General features: G+C 53.0%; 8 protein-coding genes. 7 read left to right on the top strand and 1 reads right to left on the bottom strand.

Translation table 11 applies throughout. The features are described from left to right. The first annotated feature begins 62 nt into the window (after positions 1-62). The 7 genes from ACFMBG_RS14895 (at position 63) to ACFMBG_RS14865 (ending at position 7,068) form a co-directional block, all read left to right on the top strand. Positions 63-830 (top strand): ABC-three component system protein, encoded by a 768-nt coding sequence (locus ACFMBG_RS14895; protein ID WP_421055485.1) that lies wholly within the window; start codon positions 63-65, stop codon positions 828-830. After that, positions 827-1,327 carry a three component ABC system middle component gene (locus ACFMBG_RS14890; protein ID WP_421055484.1) on the top strand — a complete coding sequence of 167 codons (501 nt, stop codon included), beginning with the start codon at positions 827-829 and terminating at the stop codon, positions 1,325-1,327. The genes ACFMBG_RS14895 and ACFMBG_RS14890 overlap by 4 nt, the downstream gene beginning before the upstream one ends. Beyond that, a complete protein-coding gene (locus ACFMBG_RS14885; protein ID WP_421055483.1) occupies positions 1,328-3,295 on the top strand; it encodes a DUF3732 domain-containing protein in 1,968 nt (655 codons plus the stop codon). A gap of 355 nt (positions 3,296-3,650) precedes the next feature. After that, complete coding sequence (locus tag ACFMBG_RS14880; protein WP_421055482.1) at positions 3,651-4,733, top strand: IS5 family transposase; 1,083 nt, start codon at positions 3,651-3,653, stop codon at positions 4,731-4,733. Positions 4,734-5,534: 801 nt separating this feature from the next. Continuing rightward, positions 5,535-5,789 carry a hypothetical protein gene (locus ACFMBG_RS14875; protein WP_421055481.1) on the top strand — a complete coding sequence of 85 codons (255 nt, stop codon included), beginning with the start codon at positions 5,535-5,537 and terminating at the stop codon, positions 5,787-5,789. 303 nt (positions 5,790-6,092) lie between these two features. Then, positions 6,093-6,743: a hypothetical protein gene (locus tag ACFMBG_RS14870; RefSeq protein WP_421055480.1), complete on the top strand. Its 651-nt coding sequence runs from the start codon at positions 6,093-6,095 to the stop codon at positions 6,741-6,743. Positions 6,744-6,846: 103 nt separating this feature from the next. Further along, positions 6,847-7,068, top strand: coding sequence for a hypothetical protein (locus ACFMBG_RS14865; RefSeq protein ID WP_421055479.1), 222 nt, complete (start codon positions 6,847-6,849; stop codon positions 7,066-7,068). 248 nt (positions 7,069-7,316) lie between these two features. Here the strand turns inward: ACFMBG_RS14865 and ACFMBG_RS14860 are convergent, their stop codons facing one another. Continuing rightward, positions 7,317-7,880: a recombinase family protein gene (locus ACFMBG_RS14860; protein ID WP_421055478.1), complete on the bottom strand. Its 564-nt coding sequence runs from the start codon at positions 7,878-7,880 to the stop codon at positions 7,317-7,319. Positions 7,881-8,000 lie beyond the last annotated feature (120 nt).

The raw sequence follows: 8,000 nt of genomic DNA, 5'->3' as shown, positions 1-8,000 counted from the left end.
AAACCATCGTTCTGATGGATCAAAGGCCGGTCATGCACTAACAATCAAACCGGACCACTCAGGTGGGGCTGATCATAAGCAAGACGCCTGAATGCGAAGAGTTTCTAGTCAAGATTCTTGATGGAAACCCTGATGTCGTGAGAGGAATCATTCGCCCCTTCGAGCTGACCATCGAAGACAGCGACCCCTTGCACCCAATCTACGAGTTTTTGCATGCAACGGTGCGGAATGACATCCGAGAGGCAGCGGTCAAGTTCGGTATTGGTGATGCAAAGAAGGCGATTGATGAAGCAATTCGTGCCGGAGCACCGCCGCTTGTAAACGCTGAGCAGTTCAGAAAGCGTTTCCATGCATTCATCTCGGCACATGACACCGAACGTTTTCTACACTCTCTATCCGAAACACCGGCCGATGAGATAATTCAGTCAACTGTCTCCAGTGCGCCATGCTTCATCCGACAGCTTGATCTGGTCGATGCGGATATAAAACACAAGACACGCGCGGCAAGCGACTACCTTCTTGCAACCGGAGACCGTACACGGTGGGCCGAAGAGGGGCTGGTTTTTGAAGGTAGCATGAATGAGTACGACAGCGGTCTCCTCCGCCGCCATGAAAATTTGCGCACGGAGGTGGGGCTTTCTCATTCAGCACTGAGCGCTGAGCAACAAGGACTGCTCCTATATGCAAAGTGCTGCAGTTCCACACAGTTGCCGTTGGAGGGGCGCGTGGTGCCAGATCATTTCATGCCAGGCAGCTTCAATAACTTGGCAGAGCGGAGGGAGATCGGCTGGCATGCCGACTTCGACATTCTATTGGACGACGATACATGATTTTGGAGGGAAGAAAGCCATATTTGAGCGAAGTTGAGAAGGTGCAGAACCCTGCACTGGGCGCAATGCTTATCTGGAAGTATTGTCGATCTTATCAGTCGGGCATGACATCAGATTCGAGCCCGCTCCTGGTAGCATTTTTGGTTCTGCCTCTGTGTTGGCATCGACCAACGCTCAACATACTCAAGAGCACACGTGTGCAGTCGGGTCTCGGCAAATTTTGCGAGAAGTTGTCAGAGAAGCGTGAGGAGTTGATAGCAGTTCACGAAAGAGTTCTGGAACTTCGGGAACCTACCTTGGCATCAATTGGGTTTGGCGAGCGACATGAGTTAATTAGTATAGATTACGGAAAAGGGTACATGCGTGCTCTGGATTTGAAGGAGCCGAAACTGCCAGAGCGTGTACGAGATCAAGCAAAGGCAGCAGAGAAGCTGGGTGTCTGGTTCGCAGCCCTTAAGCCAGTAGAAATATTTCACGCGTTGAGAGTCGAGGCATAGATGCAGTTTCAGATTCTGAAAGTAATCCTTTGGCCTCGCGCTAACTTTTCACCACGAATACTAGATTTTGAACCGGGATGCGTCAACGTAATCAGCGGCGCTAGCAAGACGGGAAAATCTGCGATCATACCGATCATAGACTATTGTCTGTGTGCCGCGAAGTGCGCCATTCCGGTTGGCACCATACGTGAGCACTGCGAATGGTTTGGCGTTCTTGTGCAGACCGTCGAGGGTGAAAAACTCTTTGCCCGCAGGGAACCCGGCGATCAGAAGCAAACGGGTGACATGTATCTGACTGAATCCGAAAAGGTCAGCATTCCAGAGCGCATAGCGGAAAAAAACGCGAACACAGAGCAGGTCAGGCAGTTGCTGAACCGGCTTTCCGGCTTGTCGTCTTTGGGAATGGACCCGAATTCTGAAGGCTATTCTGGTAATAGAACAGGATTTCGCGATTTAATGGCGTTTACCTTCCAGCCCCAGAACATTATTGCGAACCCGGACGTTCTCTTTTTCAAGGCGGACACAACCGAGCATCGCGAAAAGCTGAAGGCCATATTTCCCTATGTTCTGGGCGCGGTTACGCAGGATATGCTCCAAGCCCGTTGGGAGCTGGAGCGTCTTAATCGCATTCTCCGCCAAAAGGAAGCGGCGCTCAACGACGTGACTTCGTCTGTCAGAACCTGGATGAACGAATCCGAACTTTGGTTGCAGCAAGGGCGTGACCTTGGGCTAGTGCCAACTGATGCACCTGTGCCGCAGGAGTGGCCGGAGATGATTGATGCGCTCCGAAACCTGTCCCAAAGCAACTACCGGGTTGCCAGGCCATCGATGGAGACCATTGAAAGGGCGATAAAGGAACTGGATGAGCTTCGTGAGCAAGAAAGTCTTGGTGCGATGGACCTTTCCAGAAAAAGACAGCGACTTTTGGAAATCAATCGTTTGTTGGAGAGCAGCCAAGCCTATGGTGACGCTCTTCACATACAGCGTGATCGACTTGCGATATCGGACTGGCTCAGAAAGCGTGAAACGAATGTAGAAAAGCCCTTCGAGTCAATTGCTCCTGACGGGCGCGGGCATCTCGACCTGCTTTGCGAGGCTCTGGAGGGTCTTGAGCTAGAGATTAGATCACGTACAACCGTAACGGATAAGATGGACAGAGAGCAGTTACGGCTGCGCCGTGAAGCGGAAGAGAGCATCGCACACCTTAACCAGACTCGCTCAAGAATTGCAGATTTAGAGAGGCGATCATCGGCTGCGCGCGAAGAGATTTACCGTGCGGATCAAGTGGAAAGATACCTTGGACGTTTGGAGCACGCCATTACGCTTTACGAGCGTTCTGGATTGGACGCTGAGCTTTCCGCAGAGATTGAAACGCTAAAGGAGCAAATCTCGGCTCTGCGTGCACGGGTCTCGGAGCGCCTAATTCAAGAAAAGATGCAGGCTGCGCTCGCCACCGTCGAGAACATCGCAGGGCAGATTGTCCCGACACTTGATGCCGAGTGGCCGGATGCACCAATCAAATTCGTCATACCGGACTTGACAGTAAAGGTCGTCCAGGGAGCACGCGATGATTATCTATGGGAGATCGGCAGCGGAGCAAACTGGCTTGCATACCACGTTTCCATTTCCCTTGCGCTTCAAAGATTCTTCTTAAAGACTCCTGCGCATCCGGTGCCGGGGTTCCTCGTTTATGACCAACCAAGCCAAGTCTATTTTCCGAAGGGCGTTCACGAAGAGAATGCTGATCCCGATTGGCGTGATGAAGACATCGAAGCAGTTAGAAAAGTATTCGCTGCACTGAGCAAAGAAACACTGCTTGCACGTGGGAGTCTTCAAGTGATCCTTCTTGATCATGCCGATCAGAAAGTCTGGCAGGGCATCGAAAACACAGTTCTTGCGGAGGAGTGGCGAGACGGAGATGCGCTTGTTCCCTTGGAATGGTTCAATGACGGGGGCGACCAAGGTTAAGTGGTGAAACTATCCGCGCCAACAGGCGCGCATACTTCGCTAGTCAACCGGGCGGTCGGTAGTGCATGGTTCGGTGTTGGTGGAGAGGCAATTCTCCAAGTCTGACCAGCTGGGTTTGGGGGCGGCGATAGGCCCCCGGGAGTGATCCATCTTCGGCAAGATGGCGGCATCCAACCCGCGTAGGGCTGGTCAGGGTTCCAAGGGGCTTGAAGGCTCCTTGGTCGATGGGATGGGTCCATGGGAAGGGAAGCGCTAAAGCTCCCTTTCCTGGTCTTGATGAAGTCGGACGCCTCCGGAAACCTCTGGCTGACTGGGGTGTTACGTGATTCACTCCCCTCGTAGCGGGGAGGCAGTTATGGCGAGACAAGCAGGCTTCTGGAGCGTTGATGACCGGCTGGCGGAGATCTCGGCGGGTGGCGATCCGCTGGAGACATTGAATGCCACGGTGGATTTCGAGCGCTTTCGGCCAATTCTTGAGTGCGCGGCTGGCAGGCCGCATAGTTCCAAGGGCGGTCGACCGGCTTTGGACATCGTGCTGAAGTTCAGAATGCTGGTGCTGCAGAGCCTGCATGGACTGTCGCTCGAGGGAACCGAGCGTATGGTCCGGGACCGGCTCAGCTGGATGCGGTTCTGCGGTCTCGGGATCGCCGACACAGTGCCGGACGCGAACACGCTCTGGGACTTTCGCGAGGCCTTGATCAAGGCTGATGCGTTCGACGGGCTGTTCCGGGAACTCGACCGGGCAATCAACCAGGCGGGCTTCATCCCACGCGCCGGGCAGATCATCGATGCAAGCCTCATCGCTGCCCCGCGCCAGCGCAATTCGGACGGCGAGAAGGCGGCCATCAAAGCGGGCAAAACCGCGCAGGAGATCTGGCCGGATAAGCCTGCAAAGGCGGCGCAGAAGGACACGAACGCGCGCTGGACGGTCAAGTACTCCAAGGCAAAGCCGCGTGCGGACGGCAGCAAGCCGGTCGACCTCGCGATCCCGGTGTTCGGCTATAAGAGCCATATCTCCATTGATCGCCAGAATGGGATTATCCGCCGTCAGATCGTCACCGACGCGGCCCAGCATGATGGTGCCCGATTGCGCGAGGGACTGGTCCAGACGGCAAACACCGGACGCGGGGTTTGGGCAGATACCGCGTATCGGTCGGCTCAGAACGAGGCGTGGCTGCAAGCGAACGGGATGAAGAGCGAGATCCACCGAAAGAAGCCCCGCCGCCGCCCGATGTCACGGCGGACCTCACGGGCAAACGGCCGTAAGTCAGTCGTGCGTTCCAAGGTCGAGCACGTCTTCGGACATCAGAAGGATCGCATGGGCCTGACCATCCGAACCATCGGCCTGGCCCGCGCCAAGGCGACAATTACTCTGGCCAACATGGTCTACAACATGGGCCGATTGCGATGGCTTCTCAGCCGAACTGCGCCCGCCTGACGGCTCACGCCCCTCGAACCTACAGCGCTAAGCCAAGCAGGCCGCAGTAGCGCCCCCTCAGGGCTGACCAGACTACTCCAAACATCAGGAAATCCCGGTTTTCGGAGGCGTCCAGTCGTCTCCATGAAATGGTCATGGGGGTATCGGGGGAGCAGGAACGCTCCCCTGGTTGGTGATGCAAAGGCCAAACGGTGCGAGTGGGTTTCAAGGGGCGCGATAGCCCCTGATCTTCCTGAAAGGATCGATGGGTGCAGGGAGAGCGAAGTCTCCCGCGAGTGTTTGACCGGCGATACGGTCTGCTGGCTCAGGAGGGGTTCAATGCCCTGACAGAGCCATGGCCTGGGGGTTGCAACGGGGGCGCGCAGCGGCCCCCTTGCCAAGATGGTTTTGTACTACAAAACACAGCTTGCGGTGGCTCTTAGCGGCAACTTCGGAGAAAAATGGCTAATTTCTCGGTTTTGACAACAGATCCGAGCGCCTTGCTTGCCCCGTCATCCAACTTACCAAGCCCACCCTGTCAAAGCACAGATCTCGCAGTCGTCTTTATGTCGGAAGTTTCCCAATTGAGCGCACCGGTAGAAGCTAGCATCACGTACATCGCCAAGCAACTTAAAGTGACTGAAAGATGCCCAGGTATGGGGGCACGGCGAGAAGGCTTCACAGGACATCTGTCTAGTAAAATGATCAAGCCAAACTCGCCCAAAAATCTCATCTAAATAATTCTGGAAAATACCCGTGTGAGTATGCTAAGAAATATGCGATATTGTTCTGGTTTAGGGTATCCAGGAGGCCGCCGTAGCTATGGGTTTTGATCAGGGGGAGTTGTCTTTTGAGGCTCGTGTAAGTATAGCAATCGCCCGCTATGAGGAGGAGAAAGCGAAAGGAAAGTTTGACCATCTGCTTTCTCGTGAATCGAAACTTTTTCTAGAGGTGATGAGGCAATCTGGATTGACGCTAGCGCAGATAGAGTGTGCATCCAAGACGGAGCAGAATAAAATAATCCTTGCAGAGGTTATCGAGCTATTTAAAGAAAAGGGGCTTCTACCTAGTGACTAAATTAAACACTATCAAAAAGTGGTCCTCAAGTCGCAAACGCCAAGTGTTTATGGGGAGAGCCGCCAGTGCAACTCGAAACCTTCTGTCGACCACCGATGTAGGTGACGTGCTCGGAACTTTGGGAAAGCGGGAAAAACGCCTCTTGTCACGTAGAATATCACGAAAGATACTTAAGACCTTTCAATCAGAAAGCTTCCTTTTAAAGGCCAGAACTATTCCGAAGGATTGCACCCCTCAAGACGTTCAAAATATTAAGGAAATTGAAGAGTGGGTGTTCGCCAATAGTCGCCACGGGCAGAGGAGATGAGTGACTTGCTTGCGTGGGTGAAAAGCATTTCAGAAAAAGTGAGTGAACGAAAATTTCTCCATTGGAGCACACTTCATGCAATTGGATCCTCTCCAATTCTATCTATTGCTATCTATGGAGCTATTCTTGTACCTTTTTTGAGTGCGGAGGTGAGGATACTAAAGGAGCTTCGCGTTTTTAGCTCTAACCCGTTCGGCAATGTTGGACTGCCCCTAACGATGCTTTTCAGCTATTTATTTAGCCTTATTTTTGCATTGGCATCAATCGTTGCGTCTCTTTGTTGTCCCGCGACAATAAAACTTCATGGGAACATCGTGAACTTTTTGGCTGATATTTCGGATGTTTCAAAACAAATAAACCCACACAAGGCACCTAACTCTCCCCGCAGTCTGCTGGGGGGGCAAAATAAAGACAAAATCACTGACAACGAAATAGATGCGATTTTTCGAGCGATGGCCGAGCACATAGGGCAGCAAGACTTTGAGAGCACTGTCGCGAAATTCACTGATCAGTCCATTGATGAGTGGGGGCGGATGGAAAAAAAATCACCGCGGCTAAGATGCTCTATTGGGGTCGCATATGTGGTATCTTTTATAATCGGAATATTTACATTCTTCTTTTTGATGCCTGTATCAATTTTCATTTGATAGTTTTTGCAAGTATTTATCTATTCCACTTTGCACTCTGTAATCTAGACCCTCATATGTGTCTTTGTCGAGCGGGCTCTCTCCTGCCTGATCGATTAACTCTATGAAAATATCCGTCAAAGATTCGCTCAATTCTTCTATTGGCTTCTTTTTTCTTGGGCAATCTCCTTGCATAGTTCACCTACTTTCTTGCATTAACTTTTTAACCAAGGGCGTCATCGCGCTCAAAACCTCTGCTAGAAGTCGCCCCATCATTGATGAAGCTGATTTTCCTCGTTCCTTCTTGCGGGTTTCGGGCGAAGCGAACATGATCAAGGCTCCTTGATCAACGAAAAGAGGCATCAAAATAACCCTTTGCATGTCGCACCCAATATCTTGGCTGTTACACTACAGCATTGCGCAGGAAAATTCATCACCTTTCTGTAGTTCAGGTAAAATAGGTGAATTTTTTCTACGAATGCAACTTTTAAAGACAAAATCTGGCTGAATGCACTGAGATGATACGTAGCGCCTGAAAGCCATTGAGGGAATAACAAAGCTCGGAGCCAAGTGCATAGCTGCTGTATATCCGGATTATTGACGCCGCTCCAGCTGGAGGGCTCGTGACAGCGTTCTGCGTGAGACCGAGAAACGTGCTGCAAGCGCCGCTTTTGAAAAGCGGCCTGCGGCCAGAGCTTCCCTGGCAAATTCAATCTGGTCCGGGAGGAGCTTTCGCGGTCTGCCAATGCGCGCACCGCGACGGCGGGCGGCGTCGATCCCGGCTTTGGTGCGCTCGGCGATCAATGCGCGCTCCAGTTCCGCAAAAGCATTCGTGATCTGGTAGGCGAAGCGGCCCACGGGTGTGGCTGTGTCGATTGCGTCGGTGAGCGAGTGGAAGTTCACGCCTCTGGCCTCAAGGTCTTCAAGAACCTGAAGGGCGTGGATCAGCGAGCGGAACGCGCGATCCATTTTCCAGATCACCAGGGTATCACCGGCACCAAGAGCGTCCAGCGCCGCGCTGAATTGAGGCCGCTCGCGCGCTACTGCGGAGATACCCTCATCCCTGAAAATCTGTTCACAGCCCGCTGCGGTCAGAGCATCGAGCTGAAGGTCCAGATTTTGTTCGGCGGTCGATGCGCGGGCGTAGCCAATAATCATGCAATGAAACGGCCCTTTCCGGACGGGCGCGGCTCTGGTTCGGGTTAAAGGGAAGCAGCCACTGGAAGCGGTCCGGCACTCACGGACGGGGTGCCAAAAACCACCCATTTCGCCCCATGG

Origin of the sequence: Leisingera coralii (genome assembly GCF_049056525.1) — a bacterium.
Classification (GTDB): domain Bacteria; phylum Pseudomonadota; class Alphaproteobacteria; order Rhodobacterales; family Rhodobacteraceae; genus Leisingera; species Leisingera coralii.
This window is presented reverse-complemented; position numbering and strand designations above follow the sequence as displayed.